The following is a 26,023-nucleotide window of genomic DNA, read 5'->3' on the forward strand; positions in this document are numbered from 1 at the left end:
AAGACCATCATGGCGTGAAATACCTCGTGGTGAATGTCTCCCCGTTCACGGTGACCGTGACGTTCAACCAGGCCTGGCCGTCGGCAGGCGGAGCGCTCAGGATGCAGGAGTTGGTTCCGGCGGTTCCCTCGATGGTCGCGTCGTTGACGGCGCCACAGGAGTAGCTGGCGGCGTATGCACCGTTCGGTGGATTGCCGGTCCAGGTCCAGGTGGCGGTATCGCCCGAGTAGCTCCGGCCCTCCGGAATCAGCGTGATCGACGGCGCAGGCGCCGTCCTGTCGAGAGCCGAACCGGAGAGTCGGAGGTCTCCGTACTGGCTCACGGCCCTCACCTCGAACGACACGGGCTGTCCGAACGGCGCACCGAGGATCTGTCTGGGGTAACCCGACCCGCTGAAAGGCTGCCATTCCCCTCCTGGTGAGCGAATTTCATAGCTATAGCCGCCCGGATTCACCGCGGAGACGAAGTAGTCGCGAACGGTTTCTGTGGAGTCCGTCCATTGCATAGCGCCAACAATGTCGGTCACGGGTGGAGGTGTGGGCCGGAGAGTGGCGCTGACCGTCTCGGTCGCGACGCATCCGGCCTTGTTGAATCCCCAGACAACGAAGCGGTAGGAACCGTCAGCTGCGGTGAGATCCGTGAAGGTCGTGCTGGTGGTAGCTGCCCCCAGCTCGCGGGGGCCTCCGATCCCACCGCCCGGCGGAGAAGGCGAACCGGGCGCGGGGGACGACACGGTGCACGGGGTCGGGGTGGCGTCCGGTGCGAGCATCTGTACGTAGTAGCCGCCGATGGCATCCCCGTTGCCGCTGAATGGCTCCCAGCTGACCGTCGCTGTCCCTCCCGTCGAATCGGCATTCACGGAGATTCCACCGGCGCGGGGCTGTCCGTACGGAGTTCCCGAACCAGACGAGGAATTCCACGTCGACAACGCGGGGTACGAGTCGTTCCGGGCGGACACCGTGAACGGCACCGGGTTGCCGTTTGCCAGGCCCGTGACCTCTGTCGAGCAGCGCGACGCAGAGCAGTTGCCGGCGAGAACAGTGACCGGCGCTCCCCCGCCCACGGTCACGACATACGATTTCACCGAGCTTCCCCGCTGCGGGGTGACGGTGTCCCAGCCGATGCGGAGTCCGCCGTCGAGCGGCGCCGCCGTCAGCCCGCCCGGAGCTGCCGGCACGACATCGGACCACACCGGGTCCACAAGTCGCTGCGGGTCCGACGCCCCGACCGCGTTGACAGCCGACACCTGCGCCCGCACCGCGTTGTCACGCCCGTTGCCGGGTGTTCCGACCTCGCACGTGGTTGCCGAGCACACCGTGGTGCCGAGCGATTCCCCGGAGCCTGCACGGAAAAGTTCGACGTTGAAGCCGGTAAGCGGTGAATTGTTCGACGCGCCCGGTTCCCACGCCAGGGTCACGGTGCGGTGACCGAATCCGGTCATCCGCACATTCGTGACGGGCTCAGGCCGATCCTGGACCGAGATCCGGACCGTGCCCCACGCGAATCGCGACGGATCGTCCGTGGCATCCGCAACCTGGTACTGCAGCGTCGCGTCCGTTGGCGCGGCGTCCGCGGCGACGCTCACGCTCAACCGGCTGTTGTCGGCGCTCGGCGAGACGACGACTCCGGCGGGCAATGCGCCACCCAGCCCCTGGACCGCGACAACCCGGAGCGGCGTCGACGGGAACGGGTTCGTCGCCGCGTCGTTCTCGAGGACGTCGATCACCTCGGTCGTCCCGCGCTGCACGACCGCCGAATCCGCTGCTGGCACGGCAATCGGTCGCGTCGATGGTGTCACATCCAAAACGAGGCGCCCTGCTTCGCCCTCGTTCACGGCATCCCGAACGCCGATGAGGATGCCCGTCTTCGCCCCGACGGCGATGGACGGGTCAGCCGTCAGCTCGAGCTTCTGACCGGAGATCGACGCGCTGAAGCCCTCGGGTCTCGGATCGAGGATCGAGTAGCTGAGCTCGTCCAGGTCATCGGCGTACGGGTAGGTGGTCAGCCTCGACAACTCGATCGTCTTCTTCTCGCCGGGCTGGAACTCGAGAACCCCACCGGCAAAAACGGGGGGCTGGTTCTCGCGCGGCGTGACGTCGAGCGGCAGAACGATGGTCGCGATGCGCCCGGCAGGATCGGTCGCGCTCGACCCGTCGGTCACCTCGAACGAGATCGACGCCGGGCCGAAGTAGCGCTCAGCGCTCGTGTAGCGGATGGTGTCGTCATCGACCACGAGGTCTGCTCCGTTGGCGTGTGAGGCACGGACCTTCGCGGCATCGGTCAGTCGGACGCTCTTGCGGCCGACGGCCAGGACGTAATCGTTGATGTCGATGGTGACCGCCTCGCCGCTCACCACTGAGATCGGCTTGGTGCCCGGCCGCAGCTGCGGCAGCGCGTCGTCGAGCCCCGGAACCCAGATGAACGCGATCGCGCTGATGCTCGCGTCATCCGGACGACTCACCTGGAACGGAATGATCTGCGATCGAGCGGCGACCGGCACACGCACCCGTTTGCTGTCGAGCACTTCGGCGCCGCTGTTCTCCCTCGGCAGCGAGACGTCGAGCCGCGACACGGATCCTTCGGCGAAGAAGACGCGCGACAGGACATTCACGTCGACGCTCGACCGCTCGAGGATGTCATCGAGAGTGAGGACGATGTCACCGGGGACAGGGCGGGCAAGCGGAGCGTCATCGCGAGTGATGACCGTGAGGAAACTCGTCGACGTGTTGCCCCACTTGTTCTCGATCTCGTAGACGAACCCGAATCGCCCCTCGCCCTCCGGCACGCTCACCCGCACGAGATCCCCATCGACCTCTGCTGTCGCCCCCTCCGACATCGGGTCGACGGATGTCACGGACAGTTCCCCTCCGTCCGGGTCCGAGTCGTTGAGGAGAACCTGTACGGCAATGGTCCGGTCCGGTCGGGAGATCACCTCATCCGGCATGGCGATCGGCATCCGTGACCCGTCGAGCTTCGCGCTGATGCCCACACGCACCGTCCCGGTCGCCTGGCTGCCGAGCGCGTCGATCACCGTGTAGTCGAAGGTGTCCGTGCCGGTCGAATAGGCTCCCGCCTGGTAGTCGAACCAGTCCTCACCCGAGTCGACCACAGCGCCTTTGCCCGGGTTCGATGCCTGCCCGACGAGCTGCACCGAATCACCGTCAGGATCTATGCCGGCCAGGGGGATCGAAATCCGCACACGCTCCCCGCTGAGTACCCTCGCGGTCACGTTCCCCGGGACAGGAGCAGAGTTCGATGCGGCATCGACCTCACGCACGTTGAGCGTCACCTGGGCATCCGCCCACTGACCGTCTGGGGCGACCGCCCGGTAGCTCGCCGTGAAATTACCCGGCTTGTCCGGTGCGAGGTAGCGGAGCACCCGCCCCGAGGCGAAAAGCAGTCCGGAATCGGCGGGCAGTTTCACGCTGAGAGCCGGGCTCAGGGTCAGTGTGTCACCGTCCGGGTGGGTGTCATTGCGGAGCACCGGGATGTCGATCGCGTCGCCCACGCGAACGGAGATCGTATCCGGGTACGCCACGGGTGGCTGGCGTACCTCCGGCGTCGGGATTTCGACGACGGTCACCGTTCCCCGGGCTTCCGACGTTCCGTTCGAGACCAGGTAATTGAACGAGACCGGAGCATCCAGCGGTACCGTCAGCGTGACGCGGAGGATCCTCTGCTCCAGGATCTCCACCTGCAGGCCGGAGTCCTCGGGGACGTTGAGCACCCCGGTGACGACGAGCACCCCACCGGCGGGATCGAAATCGCCGGCGAGCACGTCGACGCGCTCCGTGCTCTGTTCCCTGATGTACGCGGTGTGCGGCACGGTCACCGGCGGTGCGCCCGGTTCAGGTTGCGCCTTCACCTCGATCCGGACCGTCCCGGTCGCCGTGCGGTTGCCGTCGGTCACCGAATACTCGACGTTGTGCGTTCCAGCCTCTGAACTCTGGAAGCGGAAAGTCCCCCCGTCGTAGTCCGGCGTGATTGTCGCTCCGGCTTTGGCCGGAACGTTGGCGAGTCGGAGCGGTCCGGACCCGCCGCGGACGTGCGGGAGCGGAGAGACCAGAACTTCCTGCCCTGCGTAGGTGACCACGGGGAACGGTTCGGTGATGATGGGAACTTCACCGGGTGCATAGACCGTCACCGCGAAGCTTCCGGCACCGTCAGCGGAGCCGTCGGAAACGGCGAGCGCTATCTCCTTCATCGATCCACCGAGACCGGCGTCGGTGTACACGAGGGTGCCGTCTGGCGTGTACTGGACCTGGTCGGGGGCGGGGATGCTCGCGGACTTCAGGTAGAACGGGTCACCGTCAGGGTCCACCCAGTCGCCGAGGGTATCCGTGGTGAGCCGACCGCCGGCGGCGACAGAGGCTTTCGATTTGCGTACCTGCTCCGGTGGTCCGTTTTCGTTCTCTGCCCGCACGGTGAGAGTGACCGTCGCCGTGGACGTACCCTTGCGCCCGTCGGTGATCGTGTAGTCGAATCGCGCCTCGCCCGTGGCATCCGGTGAGAGCGTCACCTGCAGTTGCTGGGCGTTGTTGACGAGGTCGAGCCGCCCGAAGCGTTCGTCGATGGCGGTGAACGAGTCGACCATCAACACGTCGCCGTTCGGATCGACATCGTTGAGCAGCACCGGCAGCGGAGATGTCTTTCCCGGCCGGACCCCGAAAGCATCGTCGACGGCGGTCGGAGGTAATTGCGTCTCCTCGAACTCCGGGGGTGTGTCCTCCTGATTGTCGTCGACCTGTTGCTCGTCCTCATCGACGTTGAGCAGTTCTTCCCAGTTGTCGATCTCCTCGTTGGCGGCCTGGACGGCCCACGACATCCCGGTGGCCGAGTCGTTGAGGACGACGTGAGAGTCGTTCACGCGGAATTCGAGAGCACTGCCATCGCGGCCAAGGGAGGTTTGCTCAAGCTCTGCCCCGCACCGTGTGAACACGGCGCCGTCGGCCCACGCCGCGTAGTCGCAATCCCCGACGGTGACCGGCCGGGCAGGAACCCCCTGGGCTTCGATGGCGAAATCCGTCGGCTCACCTCCCGAGAGAGGCACGGAGAGAAGCCGGCCGTTCGCACCGACCAGTACGGCGGCACCGGAGGCCGACGGCTGCGGGAGAAGCGCGTCCTCAGCATCTCCCAGATCGACACCGACGCCGTTCACGATCAGACGATTGCTCACACCGTCGAGCAGCACCGGGTCGGTACCGACCGAAGTCAGCTGGAATCCGCGCGCGTCGGCATCGACGGATACTTGCGTCGTCGAACTCACGGTGTCCTGCCCATGCGCGACGCGGTAGATCTCACCGGCTTCCGGCGAGAAAGCGAACACGTCACCCGATGGTGCCGCTGAAACGATGGAACCAGGACCGAACGACAACGCCGGTTCGGACTCGGCGTCGAAGGTTTCGAGCTCGTCGACCGGGACCAACCAGATGTCACCGTCGGCGTTCACCGTGACTCGGTCGCCCGCGAGCTGGACGTCACTCAACCCTGACGGCAGCGGCACGCTCTCGACGACGTCGGCGGTCGCCGGGTCGACGATCGAAAGCGTCGATTGCGCCCGGTCGACGACGAGGACTGTTTCACCCTCCTGCACAACGTCGAGTTGGTCGCTGCCGGCGGGGATACCCGCGTTGAGTTCGAAAACCTGGGTGTTGGCCCGGCCGACTGCTTCGCGGGCATTGTTCACGACCCACACCGCACCGTCGCCGAGATCGAGTTGCTGCGCTCGGTAGCCGGTCGACACAACGGCAACGCCGGCGATGAGCGCGCAGATTGCGGTGCCGCTCGTGAGGGTTGCGATCAGGGAACGGCGCGAGCGGAGCCACTGCCGGAACATCAGCCGCTGCCCTCGGGCACGTCGACGCACTTCTCGGCGCTGGGCGGTCCGACCTTGCCGTCACGGTTCACGAGCACGGTGATACAGACCTGCTGCCCCCCTGCCCCCCTCACCATGAACTCCGACGTCCGCTGGATACTCGACGCGCCACCGGACTGACGGATCTCGTAGGCATCCGTCATCTCGAGACCGGGGTCCTGCCAACTGAACCGCACGCTCGAATCCTCGACCTCCGCCGCAATGTTGACGACGGTCGGGATGTCGCTCGCGGGCGCCAGCCGGAGGACCACGAAGATCGTCGTCGCGGCCAGGACGACGACGAGCGCGGAGCACGCCACGATGGCCCACACGAAGGACCGGTTGATCTGGGCCGCCTGCCGCTGTGGGCTCCGATCCTCGGTCGGTGTGGCTTCAGCGACAACAGCCCTGGTCGCCCCCGGCTGTCGGTGGACGTCCTCGGGCGTTCGCCTGCGTCTGCGCCCCGGTTCGACGGTACGGATCGGGGTGACCCGCGTGCGGTCCTCGACGTCGTGAATGGGGCCGAAAGCCCACTCATCGACAGCGACGTCTGGCTGCGTCGCCGGAAGAGACAGCTCCGCTTCGACCGCCTGCAGTTCGCGGATGAGTTCCATCGCCGATTGTGGTCGGGCCTCCGGCCGACGCGAGAGCGCCCGAACGAGTATCCGTTCGAGCCGCTCGGGCACATCGTCGCGTCCGATGGGCTGCGGCTTACCGCGTGTCGCGCGGGATACGAGCTCTGCGGAGGTGTTGCTCTGCCACGGAATCTCGAACGGTGCGCGCCCGGCGAGCAGCGAATAGATCGTCGCCGCGAGTGACCATACCTCGCTCGCCACCGTTCCGTTCGTCTCGCTGTGCAGCACCTCAGGAGCCGACCAGGGGATCGACATCCCGACCGTTTCGTCCGGGTTGGACTCCCCGACGGACCCGGCGATCCCGAAGTCGCTGAGCACGGGGTTGCCGTACGCGGTCATGAGGATGTTCGACGGTTTGATGTCACGGTGCAGGACGCCGGCACGGTGGGCCGTTTCAGTCGCGCTGGCAATCTTGATCCCGATACGAAGAGCCTCGGACACCGAAAGCGGCTCGTCCCGGTAGCGCTGACCGATCGACGACGAGCACAGTTCCATGACGAGATACGGCCGCCCGTCGGCCGCGACGCCGGACTGATAGACGGTCAGGATCGCCGGGTGGGCGCTCATTTGCGCCATCACGTCGGCCTCAGCCTGGAACATCCGACGGACGTCAGCTGTCACGTACTCGCTGAGCATCACTTTGACGGCCACCTGGCGTCTGGGACTGTCCTGTTCGTACAGGAAGACGTCCGCGAAGCCACCGGAGCCGAGGATGCGGATGAAGGAGAAGCCCGGCAATTGCGGAGGCAGCGAGGGAAGACGCCTGGCCATGGGGCTCTCCCTTCACTGAGAACGAGGCGGAGGGGAGGCTCGGTGTAGAGAACACTCGCCCCTAACCTTCCCAGTCTAAACGGCCATTCGAGGGACCTATACCCCCGGCCAGGGGGGCAAAATCTCGATGACGTTCCCGTCTCCGATATCGATGAATGTGCCGGGGACGACGACGACGGACTCCCCCTGGCGCAGGCGACGCCAGTGGCCCTGCGGCGGGATGACGGATGTTCCGTTCGTCGACTTCAGATCGGTCGCCACGATCGAATCACCGATCTGCTTGATCTCGAGGTGAGTCGCGGACACCGATTTGGAGCCTGAGACGACGGGGACCAGTCGTGACGGGTCGGGGAGCGGGATGCGGGGCTGGCGAGGGTTGCGGCCGAAGTAGTGCACGGCATCCAGCGGGTAGGCCTGACCGCCGTTGATCCGGAAGCCGTACAACAGGGTCTTCGGGTCGTCAGGAATGAGGGGTGCTTCGCGAAGGACCGTCTCGTCCCGGATCGGCGGCGCGATGTCGCGCCTCAATACCGTTTCACCGTCGTGTCGCATGGCGGGGTCGTCCTCCGGCTGCACCCGGTGGGCGGGAGGCCGGATCACCGTGTGCGTCTCTGCGGGCGACGGGTGGAAGTGAGGAGGTGATTGCGGAGAGACAACGGCCGGCGGAGGAGTCTGCGCGGGCGCTGGAACCGCTGCTGCCTCGCGCGCGCCATCCTGTGCTGCATCGAGGCCCGCCAGAACTCCGGGCGCGGTCCAGTCGATACGGTTCGCGACGATGACACCCGAGGCAAGGGGGAACGACACCCCGGAGACCGGCGCTCCCGGCTCGCCAGTCAATCCGCCAGCGGCGACAGCTTCGACGCCGCTCAGTTCGTCGCGGCGCCAGTCCTTGTCGCCACTGGTGATCCGTTTCCAGGACCCGTCGGCGTGCGCGTCGACGACGGCCTCGCCATGGACGAGGACCTTCACCGTCGTGCGGTCTCCCTCTGCCCGTTCCATCGCGACGAACGAAGCGGGTTGCCCGCCGGACATGTTGGGGATGACCCGGAGCGCGTCGTCAAACGTCGCCGCGGCAGATGTCACGAGGGTCCAGAGTTGCTCGACGATCGCGGGTTCGGACGGGGTACGCAGCGCAACGAGAAGTCGTTCCCCGACGATGTAAATCCATGGCGTGCCCGCGTTCGTCATCGCGTAGCGGTAGCTGGACGGCTTCTCTCGTTCTGCTGTGTTCACTGTGCCCCTCAGAAAGTTCGTGCGAACTCCACCCCCATTGCGGGACCGCGCACATTGCCTCCTATTCTGCCCCCTGCCCCCATTCGGGTCGAGTCGCTTGTCCAAATCGGCAACGCAGAGCGCCTGGTTCCGCTGATCTAAGCTGGATTCATGTCATCCGCCGCTCCCGTTCGTATCGTCTCCGTCAACACGAACGGAGTCCGTGCCGCCTTCCGCAAGGGCATGGGCGAGTGGCTCGACCGGGCGAACGTCGACATCCTGGCGCTGCAGGAGGTTCGCGCCGCAACGAGCGACCTCGAGGGACTGTTCGGTCCCGAATGGGACATCCTGCACGACCCGGCCACCGCGAAGGGCCGGGCCGGAGTTGCGCTCCTCAGCCGGTCGAAGGCGTCGATCCACCGGGTGGAACTCGGGGCTGCTGAGTTCGACAGCGCCGGACGCTGGCTCGAAGCGGACTACGAGGTCGGCGGGTCGATCATCACCGTCGTCTCCACCTACGTGCACTCCGGCTCCGTCGACACTCCCAAGCAGGTGGAGAAATACACTTTCCTCGATGCCATGACCGAACGGATGCCGCAGATCGCGAAGCACTCGGAACATGCAGTCATCCTCGGCGACCTCAACGTCGGGCACCGCGAACTCGACATCCGGAACTGGAAGGGTAACGTCAAGAACGCGGGCTTCCTGCCACAGGAACGCGCGTACTTCGATCGGTTCTTCGGGGCAGAGGGTGAAGAGATCACCGGCGTCGACGGATCCGTCGGACCCGGCCTCGGCTGGGTCGACGTCGGCCGGAAGTGGGCGGGCGAGGTCGACGGACCGTACACCTGGTGGTCGCAGCGCGGCCGCGCTTTCGACACGGACACCGGTTGGCGACTGGACTACCACGTCGCGACTCCTTCCCTCGCGGCCACGGTTGTCGACTATCGGGTGGATCGGGCTGCCAGCCACGCTGAGCGCTGGTCCGACCACGCCCCCGTCATCGTCGACTACGCCATCTGAGCTCGCGGACGCGAGCCGTCCGACCACCTCCCTCAAGCATCTGCGGATCATCCGCGACCCTCTTCCATCCACACAAAGGATCACCCCCATGACAAAGCCCGTCCTGTTCTCCGGAATGCAGCCCTCGAACGATTCGCTTCATCTCGGCAACGTCGTTGGCGCGCTGCAGCAGTGGGTCGCCCTGCAGGAGGAGTACGACGCCTACTACTGCGTCGTCGACCTGCACGCCCTGACCAGTTCGCCCAACCCGGACGAATTGCGCGCCCGCACCCGCTCGACCGCTGCACAGTACATCGCGGCAGGCATCGATCCGGCGAAGAGCACGCTCTACGTGCAGTCGCACGTGCCCGCTCACGCTCAGTTGTCCTGGGTACTGAACAACATCACCGGGTTCGGTGAGGCCGGCCGCATGACCCAGTTCAAGGACAAGTCGGCGCGGTTCGGAGCGGACTCGACCACCGTCGGGCTGTTCACCTACCCCGTGTTGATGGCCGCCGACATCCTGCTCTACGACACCAACGTCGTTCCGGTGGGAGAAGACCAGCGCCAGCACCTCGAATTGACGCGTGATCTCGCCGGTCGGTTCAACAGCCGTTTCGGTGACACCTTCGTGATCCCCGAGCCGATCATCCTCAAGCAGACCGCCAAGATCTATGACCTGCAGAACCCGACCGCGAAGATGTCGAAGTCGGCCGAGAGCGAAGCCGGCCTGATCAAGGTGCTCGACGACCCGAAGGTCAACCAGAAGAAGATCATGCGGGCCGTGACCGATGACGATGCGAGCATCCGGTTCGATCGCGACGCGAAGCCGGGTATCTCCAACCTCCTGACGATCTTCTCCGCGATGTCCGGGTGGGCGATCGACGCGATCGTCGACGAGTACGCCGGCCGTGGCTACGGTGACCTGAAGAAGGGTGTCGTCGAGGCGGTTCACGCTGTCTTCGAGCCGATCCGTGTGCGCACGCTCGAACTGCTCGACGACCCGGCTGAACTGGACCGTCTGCTCGCCGTCAACGCCGAGAAAGCGAACGCCGCCGCCGAGAAGACCCTCGCCATCGCCTATGAGCGGGTCGGATTGCTGCGCCGCTGAGCTCTCTCGAGCGGCGCCGGTAGGCTGACGGGATGGATGTCCTGCGCCTGGAAACCGAACGTTTGATCCTCGATGTGCCCGTCGAGCGTGACATCCCGTTCATCTATGCGTACTGCCAGGACCCGCTGATCCAGCAGTTCACGACTGTGCCGCAGCCATACTCGCTCGCCGACGCCGAAGGGTTTCTCCGCGAGGTCGTGAACTCGGGCTGGGCAACCGGAACAGAACTCACCTGGGCGGTCCGCCGCAAGACCGAGCCGACCATTGTCGGCGTCGTCTCTCTCCGGGACTGGAATGCCGGTCAGGTCATGCTCGGTTTCTGGCTCGGGGCACCGTGGCGGGGGCAGGGATACATGCCGGAAGCCGCTCGCGCTGTCACCGACTGGGCCTTCACGGGAGAGTGGGACCGCGGTAGCCGGGCACCTGAGACCACCGTTCTCTGGGAGGCTCTCGTCGGCAATGTGAGTTCAGCTCTCGTCGCCCAGCGCATCGGTTTCCGCTACAGCGGCGTCGCACCCTCGTCGATTCAGAGGGCTGGCGTATCGACATCAAGTCACCACGCTGAACTCGCCGCCGAAGACCGCCCCGGGCCTGCCGACGGCTGGCCGGCAGAGGTGTTCGTGCGATGAAGGCGCTTGCCCTCTTCGACCTCGACGACACCCTGATGGACCACCGCGGTGCCGTGTCGCGTGGCATCCTGCGCCATGTCGAAGCCTCAGGCGTGTTCGCGCTCGATGACCGGGAACGATCGGTCGCGCTCTGGCATGAACTCGAGGATCGTCACTACCACCGGTATCTCTCGAAGGAACTGACCTTCGCCGGGCAACGGCGAGCCCGGGCGACCGACTTCGCTGCTGCGCATGGCGTCACGCTGTCCGACGTCGAGGCGGACGCCTTCTTCGACACGTATTTCGAGAGTTACCGCGGCGCCTGGGAGCTGTTCGATGACGCCCTCCCCTGCCTCGACCGCCTGGCCGCCGCCGGAGTCCGCCTCGGCGTCATCACGAATGGCGAGCTCGACTACCAGCGGGTCAAGCTCGATCGCACCGGGCTCGGTGACCGGTTCGAGCACGTCGTCGCTTCCGGTGCCGTCGGAGTCGCGAAGCCGGATCCCGTGATCTTCGAGCGGGCGTGCGCCCTCTTCGACGCCGACCCGGCAGACGCCCTGTACGTCGGAGATCGGCTGTTGACGGATGCCGTCGGCGCGGCATCCGCTGGACTCGACGGTGTGTGGCTCAATCGATTCGGTGACGACATCGTCGTCGGCGGAATCGGCCACGGCAGCACGGTCCGCGACCCGTTCGAGCTTGCCGAGGAATCGGGCGTGCGGACCATCGCCAGCCTCGCCGACCTCTGACGCGACTCGCGAGTCGCCCAAAGGATCACTGCCGCAATCGATCGGGCCCAAAAGGTCGCTCCCGCAATCGATCGGGCCCGAAGGGTCGCAGACTCTCGACCCGAACGACCTTTCGGGACCGATCGATCGTCGCGCACGCGAAAACCGGGCCCGCCCTCCGAAGAGAACGAGCCCGGCTGTCGTGGATGGGGTTACTGCACGTCTTCGTCGACCCAGTCGAACGACTTGGTGACGGCCTTCTTCCACAGGCGGATCTGACGGTCGCGGTCTCCCTCGTCCATCGAGGGTTCCCAGCGCTTGTCTTCCTGCCAGTTGCCGCGCAGGTCGTCGAGGTTCTCCCAGAAGCCGACGGCGAGTCCTGCAGCGTATGCCGCACCGAGCGCCGTGGTCTCCGCGACGACCGGCCGGACGACCGGCACATTGAGGATGTCGGCCTGGAACTGCATCAGGGCGTCGTTGGCGACCATGCCACCGTCGACCTTGAGCTCGGTGAGGTCGACACCGGAGTCGGCGTTGACCGCATCGAGGACCTCGCGGGTCTGGAACGCCGTCGCCTCGAGCGCTGCCCTGGCGATGTGTCCCTTGTTGACGAACCGGGTGAGACCGACGATGACACCGCGGGCTTCCGGACGCCAGTATGGCGCGAACAGACCGGAGAACGCCGGGACGATGTAGACCCCGCCGTTGTCGTCGACCGTGGTGGCGAGCGTCTCGACCTCGGGCGCACTCTTGATGATGCCGAGGTTGTCGCGCAGCCACTGGATGAGCGAACCGGTCACAGCGATCGATCCCTCGAGCGCGTAGTGCGGCTTGGCGTCGCCCAGCTTGTAGCCGAGGGTCGTGAGCAGACCGTTCTTCGAGTGAACGATCTCTTCACCGGTGTTGAAGATGAGGAAGTTACCGGTCCCGTACGTGTTCTTCGACTCGCCGGTGTCGAACGCCGCCTGGCCGAACGTGGCCGCCTGCTGGTCGCCGAGGATGCCGGCGATCGGCGTCTCGCGGAGCAGGCTCGAGCTGTGCGCGTGCCCGTAGACCTCGCTGGAGGACTTGATCTCGGGGAGCATCGACTTCGGCACGTTGAACACCGAGAGGATCTCGTCGTCCCACTGCAGGGTTTCGAGATCCATGAAGAGCGTCCGGCTGGCGTTGGTCACGTCGGTGACGTGCACACCGCCGTCGGTGCCGCCGGTGAGGTTCCAGAGCACCCAGCTGTCGGTCGTTCCGAAGAGGAGGTCACCGGCATCCGCCTTTTCGCGGGCGCCGTCGACGTTCTCGAGGATCCAGACGATCTTGGTCCCGGAGAAGTAGGTCGCGAGAGGAAGGCCGACCTTCGGCTTGAACCGCTCGACGCCGCCATCTGCGGCGAACCGGTCGACGATCGACTGCGTGCGGGTGTCCTGCCAGACGATGGCGTTGTAGACGGGCTTGCCCGTGGTCTTGTCCCAGACCACAGCCGTCTCGCGCTGGTTGGTGATGCCGACGGCCGCGATGTCGTGGCGGGTCAGGTTGGCCTTGGAGAGCGCCTGCCCGATGACCTCACGGGTGTTGTTCCAGATCTCCATCGGGTCGTGCTCGACCCAGCCTGCCTTGGGGAAGATCTGCTCATGCTCGAGCTGGCCGGTCGAGATGATCGATCCGGACTTGTCGAAGATGATCGCGCGGGAACTGGTTGTTCCCTGGTCGATTGCGATGACGTAATCCGCCATGGGTAACTCCTTTGTTGGCAATGCGTTGTATTACAGGGGGATGCCGGCGACGAGTGCCGCCGCCGGCATACTTCGGTCAGGCGCCGACGGTCGGAAGAAGGACGAGCGAAGCCCAGCCGGCGATGGCACCACCGAGCAGCGGTCCGACGACGGGAACCCACGCGTAGCTCCAGTCGCTCGACCCCTTGTCCTTGATCGGGAGGATGGCGTGGGCGATGCGCGGAGCGAGGTCACGTGCCGGGTTGATGGCGTAACCGGTGGGTCCACCGAGCGAGATACCGATCGCCACAACGACGAGGGCAACAGGCAGGGCACCGAGAGCAGCAAGCCCAGGGGTGTCGCCCTGTCGCCCGAAGGAGATCACGGCGAAGACGAGCACGAACGTGCCGACAACCTCCGTGATGACGTTCCAGGCGTAGCCACGGATGGCAGGGCCGGTGGAGAAGACAGCGAGCTTCGCGCCCGCGTCGTCCGACGCGTCGAAGTGCTGCTTGTACGTCACGAAGACGAGGACTGCACCGATGAACGCACCGAGCATCTCACCGCCGAAGTAGGTGAAGGTCGACGCGAAGTCCACCGCGATCCCGGGAACGAACTCGTCGATCCCCGAGGTGATGAGCCCGACGGTGACGGCGGGATTCAGGTGCGCTCCTGAGAGATACGCGGCGAGGACACCGATGTAGACCGCAAAGCCCCAACCGAAGTTGATCAGGAGCCAGCCGCCGTTGAAGCCTTTCGTCTTCGCCAGCACGACGTTGGCGACCACGCCACCACCGAGCAGGATCAGGAGCGCCGTACCGACGACCTCCGAGAGAAAGATAGAACCTAAAGTAACGTCCACGTTGACCTTCCTTGCTTATGTTGTCTGGGCGAGACGCCCTGACCGGTGATGGTTTTCAATCCCCTGTGCAACGTATCGACCTTTGTCAGGGTGAAACAAGAGGGTCGAGTGAGAATGCGTGCAGATTTGCCCAGCTCACCGGAGCTTTTACGCGTCAGTGACCACCGGACGGGTGTCAAACTGCACACCGTGCACAGTTCGCAGGGTCGCCCTGGCAGCCGCGATCTCGGCATCCGCCTGCTCGCCTGTCCAGCCGAGCGCATCGGCGAGGAGAGGCGTGAGCTCTTCGAGGAGTGCGCTCGTGACCCCACCGGTGAACGCGATGCTCGTGCGACGCTGCAGCAGGTCGAGCAGGTGCACGACGTGCTCGGTTCGGATCAGGCGGGTGATCTCCTGAACGCTGTAGTCGGGGGCGGAGACGAGTCGATCCTCACCGGCCTCGCCGAGTTCCTCGATGATGCCGGTGGCGCGGGTTCCGTAGCGTTCCATCAGCTGGGTCGCACGCGCCCGGCCGACCTCGCGGGAATTGTCTGCAAGCCAGACCTGCATCGCGGCATCCGTCGACGGGAACCCGGCTCCGCCACCGATCGGCATGCCGACCGTCGACACCGTGCGCTCGGCGCCGAGCAACGCGAGCGTCTCGGTCGAGAGGTGCTCGGCGAGGGCGCGGAACGTTGTCCACTTGCCCCCGACGAGGCTGAGCATCGTTCCCGCACCGAGCGGCGTCGGAACGATTCGGTAGTCGCGGGACACGAAGCCAGGTTCGAGATCACCGTGTCCCGGCAGAGGACGGATGCCGCTGAAGCGGTAGACGATCTCATCACGGCTCACCGAAATGGACGGGAACACGTGCTTCACGAGATCGAAGAAGTAGTCGACTTCTTCTTCGGTGCACACGGCGGGCTCGGCAGGGTCGGCGTCGATGTCGGTCGTACCGACCATGACTTTTCCCTTGAGCGGGTAGATGAGGACGATACGGCCGTCCTCGTGCTCGAAGAAGATCTCCCTGCCGCCGGTCGCGGCGAGCAGGTCGGGGTTGTCCAGCACGATGTGTGAACCCTTGGTGCCGCCCATGAGCGAGCTGTCCTGCCCGAGCGCGGCGTTCGTCAGATCCGTCCACGGTCCGGAGGCGTTGATGACGACCTCAGCATCGAACGCGAACTCGTCGCCGCTCACGCCGTCGCGGAGAAGGACGGATCCGCCCTCGAAGCCAACCGCTTCGACATAGTTGGCTGCACGGGCGTGCGGGCCCGCGTCGAGCCCGTCGCGCAGCACGTCGAGAGCGAGTCGCTCCGGGTCGTGCACCGATGCGTCGAAGTAGGTGGCCGTGTACTTGAGGTCGTCGTTGAGCTTCGGCAGTGCGGCGAGCGCCTTCTTCTTTCCGAAGAACCTGTGACGGGGAACGGTTCCGCCGTCGCGGGAGAAGAAGTCGTAGAGGGTGAGTCCGACCTTGATGAGGAGGGCACCGCGCTCCTGAGGCTTACCCGACTTGTGGGTGAGGAACCGAAGCGGGGCAGAAACGATGCCGGAGAACGTGGAGAAGATCGGCACCGTGGTCTCGAGAGGCTTCACGTAGTGCGGCGCGATCTTGAGCAGGCCGTTACGCTCGGTCACCGACTCCTTCACGAGGCGGAACTCGCCGTTTTCGAGGTATCGGATGCCGCCGTGGATCATGTGGCTCGAGGCCGCTGAGGCGCCGGAGCAGTAGTCGCCACGCTCGACGAGGGCGACGTCCACGCCCTGAAGCGCGAGGTCGCGGAACACGGCGAGCCCGTTGATGCCTCCGCCGATCACGAGGACCCGGGCGTTCGGCCGGTTGCGGAGAGTGTCGACGGATGCCCGCCGGTTGCCTGGCTGCGTTGCTGGCTGCTTCATGGCGCTTGTGCTCCTTCTTGTCGACGGTTCGGGTGCTTATCGGCCCAGGTGGGAGCATCCGTGTCGCGTCGGTTCTCGTCTCCAGTCGATTGTTCGGGTATATTCACCAACGTGCAAACCCGATGCACAAACGTGCAAGGAGTCCCGAACCATGAGCCCGTCCAAAGCTGCCCAGCTGAACCCGAAGACGCGAGACGCCCTCACCGCGGCGCAGCTCTACTACCTGCAGGACCTGACGATGGATGCCATCGCCCACGAATTGCACACGTCCCGGTCGTCGGTCTCCCGCCTTCTCGGTCACGCCCGCGAGACCGGGCTGGTCGAGATCCAGGTACGTTCACCCCTCGACATGCCACGCCAGCTGGAGGGAGACATCCGGGCACAGTTCGGTATCACGGCCCATGTCGTTCCCGTCCCCGACCAGACGAGCGACGTCGAACGGCTCGACCGGGTCGCCTTGTCTGCTGCACGGATTCTCGGCGGCTTCATCGACTCCAACATGTCGCTCGGCGTGGCGTGGGGGTCGACGATGAGCGCGCTGTCGCGGCACCTGCTCTCCAAGGCGACCCACAACTCCACTGTCGTGCAGCTCAACGGTGCCGCGAACCCCCGCACCACCGGCATCCTCTACGCGAGCGAGATCCTGCAGCGCTTCGGATCCGCCTACGGCGCGACGGTGCAGCAGTTCCCCGTTCCTGCTGTATTCGATGACCCGGCCACGAAGGCGGCGCTCTGGCGCGAGCGCAGCATCAGCCGGGTGGTCGAGATGCAGAAGACTCTCGACACGATCGTGTTCGGCCTCGGCTCTCCCTTCGCGGGAGTGCCGAGCCATGTGTACATCGGTGGCTATCTCGACGACGACGATTTCGCGCAGCTCCGCGCGACCGGCGCCGTCGGCGACATCGCGACGGTGTTCTACCGCGAGGACGGCTCGAGCGACGGCATTCCCCTGAACGACCGATCGAGTGGACCGAGCCTCGACGTGCTCCGCGGCATCGCGCGCCGGGTGTGCGTCGTTTCTGGCGAGAGCAAGCTCCAGACGCTGCGCGGCGCACTGGCTGCCCGGCTCATCACCGACCTCATCGTCGACTCGGGAACCGCCAGGAAGCTTCTCGCCGGCTGACGACGCGGGACGACCCGTGCATCGAACGTCACGCACGGTAAGGAATATCCCCGGTGTGAGCGCGTTGAGCCTACGATAGACACAACGAATAACGTGCTCCGGGGTCGGTGAGAGTCCGAACCGGCGGTGACAGTCCGCGAGTCGCGCCCAGCAATGGGCGTGATTGAGCCGGTGAAATTCCGGTACCGACGGTTATGGGTTGGGATGTGCAAGCATCCCGGCTCGAGTCCGGATGGGAGGCAGCACGCGTGGAACGGTGCATCTGCGGATGCCCGTTGCGCGACCGTTGACGGCGCCCGCGCACCGCTCGCGGCACCCCGGAGCTCGTTCCACGACGAGAGAGAATTCCATGGGCGTGAGCGACACGACCGAATCGCACGAGCATCCCGAAGCACGGGTGAGCACGGCGATGTTCGCCGACGCGATGCGCCACGCAATCGAACTTGCGCACCGCGGTCCATCGCGGGGCGTGAATCCGCAGGTGGGATGTGTGATCCTCGACCCGGACGGCACGATCCTCGCCGAGGGCTGGCACCGCGGCGCGGGCACCGCTCACGCCGAGACGGACGCGCTCTCCCACCTCGCGCCAGGGGCAGCGACCGGCGCAACCGCCGTCGTCACTCTCGAACCGTGCAACCACACGGGACGAACGGGGCCGTGCGCGCAGGCACTTCTCGACGCGGGGGTCTCCCGTGTCGTCTACGCAGTCGATGATCCGGGCCACCACTCGAGCGGCGGAGCCGAGCGACTCCGCCAAGCAGGAGTCGACGTTGTGCCAGGAGTGCTGCGGTCTGCCGGTGAAACGCTGCTCGGCAGCTGGCTCGTCGCCGCACGCCTCAACCGGCCGTTCGTCATCGCGAAGTGGGCCCAGAGTTTCGACGGGCGCGCGGCAGCGACCGATGGCTCCAGCCAGTGGGTGACCGGCCCGGACGCCAGGGCAGACGTCCACGCGAGGAGAGCGGCGGCAGACGCCATCGGTGTGGGGACCGGGACCGTGCTCGCCGACGACCCCGCCCTGACCGCACGCACGGCATCCGGAAGCCTGTACCCGGCACAGCCCATCCCCGTGGTCTTCGGTCACCGTGAGGTACCGGAATCCGCGGCGTTGAGGACCCATCCGCGCCCTGTGGTTCGAGTCACTGGAGACGACCTCGCCGCCGATCTCGCCGGCTTGCGGGAGAGAGGCATCCGTTCGCTGTTCCTCGAGGGTGGGCCGACGCTCATCAGCCGGTTCATCGCGCTGGGTCTCGTCGACGAGTACCTCATCTACCTCGCGCCGATGCTCCTTGGCGGCGAGCGGACCGCTCTCACCGACATCGGCGTCGGCTCCATCTCTGACGCCCGCCGGCTCGCCGTCGACGGCGTTCACACTCTCGGCGACGACCTGCTGGTCATCGCTCACCCGAAAGGACACGCCTGAAAATGTTCACCGGAATCATCGAGGAGATCGGCGAGGTCGTCGCTGTGGATCGAACGGCGGATGCCGCCCGGCTCACGGTCCGCGGGCCCATCGCGGTCACCGGCGCGAAGCACGGCGACTCCATCTCGGTCTCGGGCGTGTGCCTCACGGTCGTCGACCAGACACCGGACTCATTCACCGTCGACGTCATGGCCCAGACCCTCGCCATGTCGACGCTCGACGGCGTCGCACCGGGGCGCCTGGTCAACCTCGAGCGGGCAGCAGAAGTGGGTGACCGGCTGGGCGGGCACATCGTCCAGGGGCACATCGACGGTACAGCCACCGTGCTGGCGATCACCGAGGGCAGCGCCTGGCGCGTCCTGAGGTTCAGCCTCGCCGACGACCTCGCCCGGCTCGTCACCGACAAGGGCTCGATTGCGATCGACGGAACGTCGCTGACAGTGAGCGCCGTCTCCTCCGCGACCGAACCGGAGCAGTGGTTCGAGGTCTCCCTCATCCCCGAAACCCTGACAGCGACGACCCTCGGCGCGCGAGCCGTCGGCGACCGCGTCAATATCGAGACAGACATCCTGGCTCGACACGTCGAGCGTATGCTCGCCCTCCGGCTCGCCGGAGAACGGATGCCGGTGGCAACGACCACCGACGGAAGGAGCGACGCATGAGCCTCGCAACAATCCCCGAAGCACTCGACGCCCTCCGGCAGGGCAAACCGGTGCTCGTTGCCGACGACGAAGGGCGCGAAAACGAGGGCGACGTCATCCTCTCGGCCGAACTCGCGACCCGCGACTGGGTCGCCTGGACCGTGCGAAACACAAGTGGGTACATCTGCGCGCCGATGACCAACGACATCGCCGACCGGCTGGAACTGCCGATCATGGTGAGCGACAGCCAGGATCTGCGCCACACCGCGTACACGATCACCGTCGACGCGGCCGACCGGATCACGACGGGCATCAGCGCTGCCGACCGCGCGCACACCCTCCGCGTTCTCGGCAGCCAGGACGCCGAGCCATCCGAGCTCATCCGCCCCGGTCACATCGTGCCGTTGCGCGCTGTCGACGGCGGCGTCAGGCAGCGAGCCGGCCACACCGAAGCCGCGGTCGACCTGATGCGGCTCGCCGGCCTGACCCCGGTCGGTGCGATTTGCGAAGTCGTCGACGACAACGGGGACATGATGCGGTTGCCTGGCCTCATCGCCCTCGGCGAGCGCGACGGGCTCCCGGTGATCACCATCGCGGCCCTCATCGAGTACCTGAACGAGCAGGAGAACGCGCCTGCGGCATCCGTTCTCCCCCGGACTGTTCCCGACGAGCCGGAGGACACCGACGTTCCCGCGTCTTCCCCGGTTGTCTTCGAGGTCGAGACGACGGTGCCGACGACGCACGGCACGTTCCGGATGCGCGCCTACCGCGACCGCAACACCGGTGCCGACCACGTGGCCATCCTCGCCGGCGACTACACCGCGCCAGGTGCGCTCGTCCGTGTGCACTCGGAGTGTCTCACCGGCGAAGCGTTCGGATCGCTCAAGTGCGAGTGCGGCCCTCAACTGGACACCGCTCTTGCCGCGATCCAGCGCCACGGTGGCGTCGTCGTCTACCTCCGCGGCCACGAGGGCCGCGGCATCGGACTGATCAACAAGCTCCGTGCGTACAAGCTGCAGGAAGACGGCATGGACACCCTCGACGCCAACCTCGCGCTCGGCCTCCCCGCTGACGCCAGGAGCTACCTCGCGGCGACAGCGATCCTCACGGATCTCGGCTTGACGAGCATCCGTCTGCTCACCAACAACCCTGAGAAGGTCCGCCAGATCGAGGAGTACGGCGTGACCGTCACCGAGCGGGTTCCCCTCGTCGTCGGCGTCGGCGCCTTCAACGCCTCCTACCTCGAAACCAAGCGTGACCGGATGGGTCACGAATACACCCCGACAGCACTGACGGCCTCAGGCCAGGAAAGCAGGACGACATCATGAGCGGTGAAGGCTCCCCCGACCTCGACATCGACGGCACCGGACTCGACATTGTGATTCTCGCCGGGCACTGGCACGAGGAGATCAGCAACGGCCTCATCGCCGGGGCGACCCGCGCGCTCGAGGAGAGCGGAGCATCCTTCCGTCTGCTGCGCGTTCCGGGCAGCTTCGAACTTCCGGTTGCGGCGAAGGCCGCCCTCGACGCCGGCGCCGATGCGGTCGTCGCACTCGGCGTGATCATCCGTGGCGGAACACCGCACTTCGAGTTCGTGTCGGATGCAGCCACCTCCGGCCTCACGCAGGTCGCGATCTCGACGGGCAAGCCGGTCGGCTTCGGGGTGCTCACCCTCGACGACGAACAGCAGGGCCTCGACCGAGCCGGGTTGCCCGGGTCGAAGGAGGACAAGGGGCGCGAAGCCGCAGAGGCCGCTGTCGCGACCGCCGTGCTCCTCCGCGAGTTGCGCGGCTAAGCCCGTTGTGGGCGGGGTGCGTCATTTCGAACGCACCCCGCCCATTTTTGCGCCCGAGAAAACTGCGCGTAAGGTGTGAAAGTCGCGCCACAAGTGCGGCAACTCACTATTGTTCAGCTCTTGGGGTGGCAGACGCGACCGGCCCGCGCCTCCAAGTGTTTCCGCTTCACGACGAGAAAGCACCATGTCAGTCTCAGCCACCACCACTCCTCCGGCTCCGGCCAACCCGAAGTCACGCGTCATTCTCGCGTCGCTCGTCGGCACGACCATCGAGTTCTACGACTTCTACGTTTACGCGACAGCCGCCGTCCTCGTCTTCCCCTACCTCTTCTTCCCCGCGGGCAACGAGACGACCGCTCTGCTGTCGTCCTTCGCGATCTTCGGTGCCGCCATGGTGGCCCGCCCGCTCGGTGCCGTCTTCTTCGGTCACCTCGGCGACAAGGTCGGACGCAAGACAACGCTCGTCGCTGCCCTGCTCACCATGGGAATCGCGACGTTCCTCATCGGCCTCCTGCCGACCTACCTCGTCATCGGCTGGTTCGCCCCGCTGCTCCTTGTGATCCTCCGTCTCGCCCAGGGCTTCGCGCTCGGCGGCGAGTGGAGCGGTGCAGCGCTCGTCGCGACCGAGAACGCCCCCGTCGGCAAGCGTGCCTGGTACGGCACCTTCCCCCAGCTGGGCGCCCCGATCGGCTTCATCATCGCCAACGGGCTCTTCCTCATCATCGCGTTCGCACTGCCGTCGGACGACCCGTCGCGCCCCTCTGACGCCTTCCTCGACTGGGGCTGGCGCATCCCGTTCCTGTTCTCCGCCGTCATGGTCATCGTCGGCCTGTGGGTGCGGCTGAAGCTCGTCGAGAGCGAGGCATTCACCAACACGGTCAAGGCGGGCAAGGTCGTCAAGCTGCCGCTCAAGCTCGTCTTCAAGAGCAACTGGCGCGAGCTCATCCTCGGCACGTTCTTCATGCTCGCCACCTACGTGCTTTTCTACCTGATGACCACGTTCTCGCTGAGCTACGGCCGCGCACCGATCGACCCGGCAGAAGGCCAGCAGCCCGGCCTCGGCTACAGCTACAACACCTTCGTGCTCATGCTCATCGCCGGTGTCGTGTTCTTCGGAATCTTCACGCTCCTCTCCGGACCGTGGGCCGACAAGTTCGGGCGTCGCAAGACGCTCATCATCGTCACATCGGGCATCATCGTCTTCGGTCTGCTCTGGGTGCCGCTCCTCGGCGGTGGTTTCGTCGGCGTGATGGCGTTCCTCATCATCGGCTTCAGCCTCATGGGCATGACCTTCGGCCCAATGGGCGCGCTGCTGCCCGAACTGTTCCCGACGAACGTGCGCTACACCGGTTCTGGTATCTCGTACAACGTGTCGAGCATCCTCGGTGCTGCCGTCGCACCGTTCATCGCCGTGTGGTTGTGGGCGATGGCTGATGGAAGCCCCTTCCTCGTCGGCATCTACCTCGCCGTCATGGGCGTCATCACGCTGATCGCGCTGATCATCGGCAAGGAGACCAAGGACATCGACATCGACCGCTAGTCGCCGTTCCTTCTCACCGGATGCCGTTCCTCGCCACGCGAGGGACGGCATCCGTCTTTCTGTGCCGCCTCCCGCCTACGTTTTCACTCACTCCGGACCAGAACATCCGGCATGCCGAGTGAATCCGTCCGCACCGGGTGAAAACGTACCCTGCCGCACGCACAGCCCGACGGGGCGGCGTCAGAAGGCGCTGATCCCGGCGCCGATGAGGCTCACACCGAGCACAAGGTAGAGCACGGCGAGGACGGTAGCGCTATTGCGGCCCATCCAGTCGCGCAGCTCGATCAGCGGCCTGCGCCACGCGTCGACCGCTGCCATTCCGCCGACAACCACGACGAGCATGCTCGACGCGGCGATGAGCACGAAGACCAGAAGCACGAGCATGACTTCGCGAAACTCGAAGGTCGCACCACCGATGGTCAGTCCTGCACCGATGGCCAGGGAAAGGTTCTTGGGGGCGAGGGCCGCGAGGCCGAATCCGAGCGCCAGGCCCTGCGGCACCGTCATCGTGTCGAGGGCGGCCACCCAGCGCGGCAGCACGGGCGCCCTGCCCGGCTGCGGCCTGAGTCGCCACTCGCCCGCGGCGAGGTAGAGGAGAAGCCCGCCGAGAACGAGCAGGAGCGTGCCGCCGACCGGGCGGGAGGCATTGCCCGAGCTTTCCGGCAGAAGCCCCGCGAGGATCGTGATGACGAGCACAGGGAGGATCACTCCCAGCAGCCAGCCCCCGAGGAACCCGAGAGCCGCAGCGTTGCCGCGCGGCGCAAGCAGAAGGGTGATCACCGCGAGGAGTGGGATGGGGCTGAGAGCGATACCGAGCGCACTCGTGAGAATGTCGCCGATGATCGATCCCATACTGCACTCCTTTGAATCGGATAGGGCCAGCATAATCCCGCACCACCGACGCCCGTATGCGACGCTTCGACTGTCAACGTCGATTGACAGTACTACCGTTGTCAACTACTGTTGACGGCATGAGCTCAGAACCGATCGGAACCCTGGCCGCCGAGGCAGGATCGAACGATCCGTACACCGCCCTCCGCGCGATCGCTAAACTTCGTACAGAGCTCGATCGCGCTGAGGCGGTCGCCGTTCGCCGGGCTCGCAACGCGAATTCCAGCTGGCAACTCATCGCTCTCGCACTCGGCGTCAGCCGCCAGGCCGTACACAAGAAGTACGGCCGCAAGTAATCCCACTCGCTTTTCCGATAACCCTGAGGAATACGGATGTCATCTCCTTCTGCCACGCGCCCGGCACGTCGCTCGCCGTTCGCGAAGCCCCGTGCAGAGGATGGCCCGCGCGCCCGCTTCTCCGAGCTCATCCCGTATCTCTTCGAACACAAGAGAGTGCTGTGGTTCGTCATCGCGCTGAGCATCGTCGGCTCAGCAGCCTCACTTGCGCAGCCGCTCCTGGTCAGCCAGGTCATCGGCGTCGTGGAACAGGGCGCCTCTCTCGGTGGCCTCGTCTGGGCGCTGATCGCGCTCGTCGTGATCTCAGGCATCATCTCCGGGTACCAGCATTATCTTCTTCAGCGCACCGGTGAGGGCGTCGTGCTCTCCAGCCGTCGCCGACTGGTCGGGCGCATGCTGAGCCTCCCCATCTCTGAGTTCGATACCCGCCGCACCGGCGACCTCGTCTCTCGCGTCGGCAGTGACACGACCCTGTTGCGCGCCGTTCTCACCCAGGGCCTCGTCGAAGCCGTGGGTGGCACCATCACGTTCATCGGTGCCCTCATCGCGATGCTCATCATCGATCCGGTCCTCCTCGGTCTCACCTCGCTCGTCATCGCCGTGTCGATCGTCACCGTTGTCTTGCTCTCCACGCGCATCCGGGTCGCCAGTCAGCGAGCCCAGGCCAAAGTGGGCGACCTCGCCGCGAGTGTCGAACGCGCCATCAGCGCCGTCCGCACCGTCCGGGCATCCAACGCGACCCAGCGCGAAGTTGCGACGATCGACGCCGACGCCACGGGCGCGTGGAGCATGGGAATCCAGGTCGCCCGGATCTCCGCCCTCGTCGTTCCGGTCGCCGGCATCGCGATGCAGGTGTCGTTCCTCGTCGTCCTCGGCGTCGGCGGCTTCCGCGTCGCCAGCGGCGCGATCACGATCGCGAGCCTTGTCGCGTTCATCCTGTTCCTGTTCATGATGATCATGCCGCTCGGCCAGGCGTTCGGCGCCATCTCAGCCACGAACCAGGCACTCGGTGCGCTCGGAAGGATCCAGGAGATCATCAACCTTCCACTCGAGGACTCAGCGGATGCCGAGATCGCGGCATCCGTTCGCGCCCCGGGTATTGCGAGCCCGGACGCCCCCGCCGTCGAGTTCGACGACGTCGTTTTCGCGTATCCGACCGGTGCCGAGAAGGCCGAAGCTGCCACGGACCTCGAGACGGCTGCAAGCGACCTCCTCGATCAGCGGGAGGACGCGGCGGATGGCGTAGGTGACCAGCGGGCGCGTGAACCCGGCGAGCCCGTCCTTCGCGGCGTGAGCTTCACGGCGGCACGCGGCCAGCGCACGGCCCTCGTCGGCCCGTCCGGCGCAGGAAAGTCGACGATCCTCGGACTCATCGAACGGTTCTATGACCCTGAGGCCGGTGCGATCCGTTTCGGAGGGGTCGACATCCGCACGATGCCGCGCACGACCCTCCGCGCCCAGATCGGCTATGTGGAGCAGGATGCGCCGGTGCTCGCGGGATCCCTCCGCGACAACCTGCTTCTCGCCTCCCCCGACGCGACCGACGAGGACTGCATCCGCGTCCTCCACGCTGTGAACCTCACCGAGGTGCTCGACCGCAACCCGCAGGGCCTTGACGCGGCCGTCGGTGAAGACGGCATCATGCTCTCGGGTGGCGAGCGCCAGCGGCTCGCCATCGCCCGGGCCCTGCTCGCGGCACCGCCGATCCTGCTGCTCGACGAGTCAACATCATCCCTCGACGGGGTCAACGAGCAGAAGATGCGCCTCGCGATCGATGCTGTCGCGGAAGACCGCACGCTCATCGTCATCGCGCATCGGCTGTCGACGGTGGTCGACAGCGACTCGATCGTGGTTCTCGATCATGGACGCGTCGTCGGGACAGGTACGCACTCGGAGCTCGTGGCATCCGTCCCGCTCTACCGAGACCTCGCCAAGCACCAGTTGCTCGTCTAG

19 protein-coding genes and 1 riboswitch are annotated in these 26,023 nt (G+C 66.0%); of the genes, 12 read left to right on the plus strand and 7 right to left on the minus strand.

Annotated features, from left to right (window positions below; translation table 11 throughout):
- Positions 1-7: 7 nt before the first annotated feature.
- From D9V29_RS01100 to D9V29_RS01110, 3 genes are all read right to left on the minus strand, one after another.
- Positions 8-5,836, minus strand: coding sequence for an Ig-like domain-containing protein (locus D9V29_RS01100; RefSeq protein ID WP_121671472.1), 5,829 nt, complete (start codon positions 5,834-5,836; stop codon positions 8-10).
- On the minus strand, positions 5,836-7,260 hold the full coding sequence (locus tag D9V29_RS01105) for a serine/threonine-protein kinase (RefSeq protein ID WP_121671473.1): 1,425 nt from the start codon (positions 7,258-7,260) through the stop codon (positions 5,836-5,838). The genes D9V29_RS01100 and D9V29_RS01105 overlap by 1 nt, the downstream gene beginning before the upstream one ends.
- A 96-nt stretch (positions 7,261-7,356) precedes the next feature.
- Positions 7,357-8,493 (minus strand): FHA domain-containing protein, encoded by a 1,137-nt coding sequence (locus tag D9V29_RS01110; RefSeq protein ID WP_121671474.1) that lies wholly within the window; start codon positions 8,491-8,493, stop codon positions 7,357-7,359.
- A gap of 150 nt (positions 8,494-8,643) precedes the next feature.
- Here D9V29_RS01110 and D9V29_RS01115 point away from each other — a divergent pair, with 150 nt between their 5' ends.
- The 4 genes from D9V29_RS01115 to D9V29_RS01130 all read left to right on the plus strand — a co-directional run bounded on the left by D9V29_RS01115 (position 8,644) and on the right by D9V29_RS01130 (position 11,942).
- The gene (locus tag D9V29_RS01115) at positions 8,644-9,495 is read left to right on the plus strand and encodes an exodeoxyribonuclease III (protein ID WP_121671475.1); all 852 of its coding nucleotides are present in this window, start codon (positions 8,644-8,646) and stop codon (positions 9,493-9,495) included.
- A gap of 88 nt (positions 9,496-9,583) precedes the next feature.
- On the plus strand, positions 9,584-10,585 hold the full coding sequence (gene trpS / locus D9V29_RS01120) for a tryptophan--tRNA ligase (protein WP_121671476.1): 1,002 nt from the start codon (positions 9,584-9,586) through the stop codon (positions 10,583-10,585).
- A gap of 32 nt (positions 10,586-10,617) precedes the next feature.
- Positions 10,618-11,214, plus strand: a complete 597-nt coding sequence (locus tag D9V29_RS01125) for a GNAT family N-acetyltransferase (RefSeq protein ID WP_121671477.1) — start codon at positions 10,618-10,620, stop codon at positions 11,212-11,214.
- On the plus strand, positions 11,211-11,942 hold the full coding sequence (locus D9V29_RS01130) for an HAD family hydrolase (RefSeq protein ID WP_121671478.1): 732 nt from the start codon (positions 11,211-11,213) through the stop codon (positions 11,940-11,942). The genes D9V29_RS01125 and D9V29_RS01130 overlap by 4 nt, the downstream gene beginning before the upstream one ends.
- Before the next feature lie 191 nt (positions 11,943-12,133).
- On the opposite strand, the gene glpK is transcribed toward D9V29_RS01130, so the two are convergent.
- The 3 genes from glpK to D9V29_RS01145 all read right to left on the minus strand — a co-directional run bounded on the left by glpK (position 12,134) and on the right by D9V29_RS01145 (position 16,364).
- Positions 12,134-13,648 (minus strand): glycerol kinase GlpK, encoded by a 1,515-nt coding sequence (glpK, locus tag D9V29_RS01135; RefSeq protein WP_121671479.1) that lies wholly within the window; start codon positions 13,646-13,648, stop codon positions 12,134-12,136.
- Positions 13,649-13,724: 76 nt separating this feature from the next.
- A complete protein-coding gene (locus tag D9V29_RS01140; protein ID WP_121671480.1) occupies positions 13,725-14,489 on the minus strand; it encodes an MIP/aquaporin family protein in 765 nt (254 codons plus the stop codon).
- Between the two features lie 147 nt (positions 14,490-14,636).
- A complete protein-coding gene (locus D9V29_RS01145; protein WP_121671481.1) occupies positions 14,637-16,364 on the minus strand; it encodes a glycerol-3-phosphate dehydrogenase/oxidase in 1,728 nt (575 codons plus the stop codon).
- A gap of 151 nt (positions 16,365-16,515) precedes the next feature.
- Between D9V29_RS01145 and D9V29_RS01150 the strand changes: the two genes are divergently transcribed.
- The 6 genes from D9V29_RS01150 to D9V29_RS01175 all read left to right on the plus strand — a co-directional run bounded on the left by D9V29_RS01150 (position 16,516) and on the right by D9V29_RS01175 (position 22,883).
- Positions 16,516-17,487 (plus strand): sugar-binding transcriptional regulator, encoded by a 972-nt coding sequence (locus D9V29_RS01150; RefSeq protein ID WP_121671482.1) that lies wholly within the window; start codon positions 16,516-16,518, stop codon positions 17,485-17,487.
- 89 nt (positions 17,488-17,576) lie between these two features.
- Positions 17,577-17,737, plus strand: a riboswitch (FMN riboswitch).
- A 159-nt stretch (positions 17,738-17,896) separates the two neighbouring features.
- A complete protein-coding gene (ribD, locus tag D9V29_RS01155; RefSeq protein ID WP_229790420.1) occupies positions 17,897-18,907 on the plus strand; it encodes a bifunctional diaminohydroxyphosphoribosylaminopyrimidine deaminase/5-amino-6-(5-phosphoribosylamino)uracil reductase RibD in 1,011 nt (336 codons plus the stop codon).
- 2 nt (positions 18,908-18,909) lie between these two features.
- Positions 18,910-19,569, plus strand: coding sequence for a riboflavin synthase (locus D9V29_RS01160; RefSeq protein ID WP_121671483.1), 660 nt, complete (start codon positions 18,910-18,912; stop codon positions 19,567-19,569).
- Positions 19,566-20,876, plus strand: coding sequence for a GTP cyclohydrolase II (gene ribA / locus D9V29_RS01165; protein WP_121671484.1), 1,311 nt, complete (start codon positions 19,566-19,568; stop codon positions 20,874-20,876). Before D9V29_RS01160 ends, ribA begins: the two co-directional genes overlap by 4 nt.
- Positions 20,873-21,343, plus strand: coding sequence for a 6,7-dimethyl-8-ribityllumazine synthase (gene ribH / locus D9V29_RS01170; RefSeq protein WP_121671485.1), 471 nt, complete (start codon positions 20,873-20,875; stop codon positions 21,341-21,343). Before ribA ends, ribH begins: the two co-directional genes overlap by 4 nt.
- A 184-nt stretch (positions 21,344-21,527) precedes the next feature.
- Positions 21,528-22,883, plus strand: coding sequence for an MFS transporter (locus tag D9V29_RS01175; RefSeq protein ID WP_121671486.1), 1,356 nt, complete (start codon positions 21,528-21,530; stop codon positions 22,881-22,883).
- A 180-nt stretch (positions 22,884-23,063) separates the two neighbouring features.
- Here D9V29_RS01175 and D9V29_RS01180 read toward each other — a convergent pair whose 3' ends face one another.
- Positions 23,064-23,735: a GAP family protein gene (locus D9V29_RS01180; RefSeq protein WP_183084867.1), complete on the minus strand. Its 672-nt coding sequence runs from the start codon at positions 23,733-23,735 to the stop codon at positions 23,064-23,066.
- Positions 23,736-23,854: 119 nt separating this feature from the next.
- Between D9V29_RS01180 and D9V29_RS01185 the strand changes: the two genes are divergently transcribed.
- Both D9V29_RS01185 and D9V29_RS01190 read left to right on the plus strand, forming a co-directional pair.
- Positions 23,855-24,070, plus strand: coding sequence for a hypothetical protein (locus D9V29_RS01185; protein ID WP_121671488.1), 216 nt, complete (start codon positions 23,855-23,857; stop codon positions 24,068-24,070).
- Between the two features lie 36 nt (positions 24,071-24,106).
- Positions 24,107-26,023: an ABC transporter ATP-binding protein gene (locus D9V29_RS01190; protein ID WP_121671489.1), complete on the plus strand. Its 1,917-nt coding sequence runs from the start codon at positions 24,107-24,109 to the stop codon at positions 26,021-26,023.

The organism is Mycetocola manganoxydans (assembly GCF_003667545.1).
In the GTDB taxonomy this organism is placed as follows: domain Bacteria; phylum Actinomycetota; class Actinomycetes; order Actinomycetales; family Microbacteriaceae; genus Mycetocola_A; species Mycetocola_A manganoxydans.

Bases quoted from the DNA above. Each gene is read 5' to 3' on its own strand.
- D9V29_RS01150 (WP_121671482.1), top strand. From the start codon at position 16,516: ATGAGCCCGTCCAAAGCTGCCCAGCTGAACCCGAAGACGCGAGACGCC.
- ribA (WP_121671484.1), top strand. From the start codon at position 19,566: ATGAGCCTCGCAACAATCCCCGAAGCACTCGACGCCCTCCGGCAGGGC.
- D9V29_RS01130 (WP_121671478.1), top strand. From the start codon at position 11,211: ATGAAGGCGCTTGCCCTCTTCGACCTCGACGACACCCTGATGGACCAC.
- D9V29_RS01145 (WP_121671481.1), bottom strand. From the start codon at position 16,364: ATGAAGCAGCCAGCAACGCAGCCAGGCAACCGGCGGGCATCCGTCGAC.
- D9V29_RS01105 (WP_121671473.1), bottom strand. From the start codon at position 7,260: ATGGCCAGGCGTCTTCCCTCGCTGCCTCCGCAATTGCCGGGCTTCTCC.
- D9V29_RS01190 (WP_121671489.1), top strand. From the start codon at position 24,107: ATGTCATCTCCTTCTGCCACGCGCCCGGCACGTCGCTCGCCGTTCGCG.
- D9V29_RS01125 (WP_121671477.1), top strand. From the start codon at position 10,618: ATGGATGTCCTGCGCCTGGAAACCGAACGTTTGATCCTCGATGTGCCC.
- D9V29_RS01180 (WP_183084867.1), bottom strand. From the start codon at position 23,735: ATGGGATCGATCATCGGCGACATTCTCACGAGTGCGCTCGGTATCGCT.
- ribH (WP_121671485.1), top strand. From the start codon at position 20,873: ATGAGCGGTGAAGGCTCCCCCGACCTCGACATCGACGGCACCGGACTC.
- ribD (WP_229790420.1), top strand. From the start codon at position 17,897: ATGTTCGCCGACGCGATGCGCCACGCAATCGAACTTGCGCACCGCGGT.
- D9V29_RS01160 (WP_121671483.1), top strand. From the start codon at position 18,910: ATGTTCACCGGAATCATCGAGGAGATCGGCGAGGTCGTCGCTGTGGAT.
- D9V29_RS01185 (WP_121671488.1), top strand. From the start codon at position 23,855: ATGAGCTCAGAACCGATCGGAACCCTGGCCGCCGAGGCAGGATCGAAC.
- D9V29_RS01115 (WP_121671475.1), top strand. From the start codon at position 8,644: ATGTCATCCGCCGCTCCCGTTCGTATCGTCTCCGTCAACACGAACGGA.
- glpK (WP_121671479.1), bottom strand. From the start codon at position 13,648: ATGGCGGATTACGTCATCGCAATCGACCAGGGAACAACCAGTTCCCGC.
- D9V29_RS01100 (WP_121671472.1), bottom strand. From the start codon at position 5,836: ATGTTCCGGCAGTGGCTCCGCTCGCGCCGTTCCCTGATCGCAACCCTC.
- trpS (WP_121671476.1), top strand. From the start codon at position 9,584: ATGACAAAGCCCGTCCTGTTCTCCGGAATGCAGCCCTCGAACGATTCG.
- D9V29_RS01175 (WP_121671486.1), top strand. From the start codon at position 21,528: ATGTCAGTCTCAGCCACCACCACTCCTCCGGCTCCGGCCAACCCGAAG.